Raw genomic sequence first — 1,935 nt, 5'->3', positions numbered from 1 at the left:
CCCACACGCGGCCGTTTTCCTGAGCTGGACCGGGTTGGCCTGCCTGTTGATCTGAGGAACCTGTCGATTGACCAGCTCAGGCAGGTGGCGGACGAGTTGCGGTCGGAGACGGTGGACACGGTCTCGACGACGGGCGGGCATCTGGGCGCCTCGCTGGGCGTGGTGGAACTGACGGTCGCCATCCACGCGGTGTTCGACACCCCCGACGACAAGCTGATCTGGGACGTGGGCCATCAGGCCTACCCGCACAAGATTCTCACCGGTCGCCGCGACCGCATCCGCACGCTGCGCCAGCCCGGTGGCCTCTCAGGCTTCACCCGCCGCTCGGAGAGCGCCTACGATCCGTTCGGCGCGGCGCATTCCTCCACCTCCATCTCCGCCGGCCTCGGCATGGCGGTGGCGCACCATCTGCGCGCCGAGGAAGACCCATCCTACCGCGAGCGCAATGTGATCGCGGTGATCGGGGACGGTTCCATCTCCGCCGGCATGGCCTATGAGGCGATGAACAACGCCGCCGTGGCCGGGCCGGGCGCGGAGCGGCTGATCGTCATCCTTAACGACAACGAGATGTCGATCGCGCCGCCCGTCGGCTCGATGTCGAACTATCTCTCGCGCCTGATGTCCTCGCGTCAGTTCATGGGACTGCGGGATCTGGCGGGTAAGGTCGTCAAGAAGCTGCCCGACCGTCTGGAGCGCACAGCCAAGCGCGCCGAGGAATACGCCCGCGGCATGATCACCGGCGGCACGTTGTTCGAGGAACTGGGCTTTTATTATGTCGGCCCCGTCAACGGGCACGACATGAGCCAGTTGGTGCCGATCCTGCGCAATCTGCGCGACACGGATCAGGGGCCGATCCTGCTGCACGTCATCACCGAGAAGGGCCATGGCTACAAGCCGGCCGAGAAGGCGGGCGACAAGTATCACGCGGTGGCCAAGTTCAACGTCGTCACCGGCGAACAGAAAAAGGCCCCTCCCGGTCCGCCATCATGGACCAACGTATTCGCCCGCGAACTGATCGACCGCGCCTCCACCGATGACCGCATCACGGCCATTACCGCCGCGATGCCCTCGGGCACGGGGCTGGACAAGTTCGCCAAACAGTTTCCCGAGCGGTTCTTCGATGTCGGCATCGCCGAGCAGCATGCCGTCACCTTCGCCGCCGGCATGGCGACGGAAGGGCTGCGGCCGTTCTGCGCGATCTACTCCACCTTCCTGCAGCGCGCCTACGATCAGGTGATGCACGATGTAGTGCTGCAGAACCTGCCCGTGCGCTTTGCCATCGACCGTGCCGGTCTGGTGGGCGCGGACGGCGCGACCCATGCCGGGTCGTTCGACATCGCCTATCTCGGCTGCCTGCCGGGCATGACCATCATGGCGCCCAGCGATGAGGTCGAGCTTCTCAACATGACGGCCACGGCCTGTGAGTTCGATGAAGGCCCGATCGCGCTGCGCTACCCGCGCGGCAACACCTACGGGCTGGAACTGCCCGCCAAGGGCGAGATCATCCAGATCGGCAAAGGGCGTATCGTGCGCGAGATGGGCCAGCAGTCGGGCCGCGAGAAGGGCGGCATCGCCATCCTCTCGCTCGGCCCACGCCTGCATGAAGTGCTCAAGGCCGCCGATCAACTGGCCGCGCACGGCCTGCCGCCCACGGTGGCGGACGCGCGCTTCGCCAAGCCGCTGGACACGGAACTGCTTGAGCAGCTTGCGCGCAACCACGCGGTGCTGATCACCATTGAGGAAGGCGCGATGGGTGGATTCGGCTCCATGGTGGCGCAGCATCTCTCGCGCACGGGTCTGCTCGACAACGTCCGGCTGCGCACCATGACGCTGCCCGATCGTTTCATCGACCACAACACACAGACCGCCCAATACGACGAGGCCGGGCTCAACGCGCCCAGCATCGTAAACACCGCTCTCAACGCTATCGGTATG

At 65.8% G+C, this 1,935-nt stretch carries 1 protein-coding gene; it reads left to right on the top strand.

All coding sequences use genetic code 11. The features are described 5' to 3' along the window. On the top strand, positions 1 to 1,935 hold a 1,935-nt coding region (gene dxs, locus GOB87_RS16345; RefSeq protein WP_166319147.1), incomplete at both ends, for a 1-deoxy-D-xylulose-5-phosphate synthase.

Source organism: Acetobacter estunensis (assembly GCF_011516945.1).
GTDB classification, from domain to species: domain Bacteria; phylum Pseudomonadota; class Alphaproteobacteria; order Acetobacterales; family Acetobacteraceae; genus Acetobacter; species Acetobacter estunensis.
Note: the sequence above shows the minus strand (reverse complement) of the source record. Positions and strands in the feature narration are given on the sequence as shown.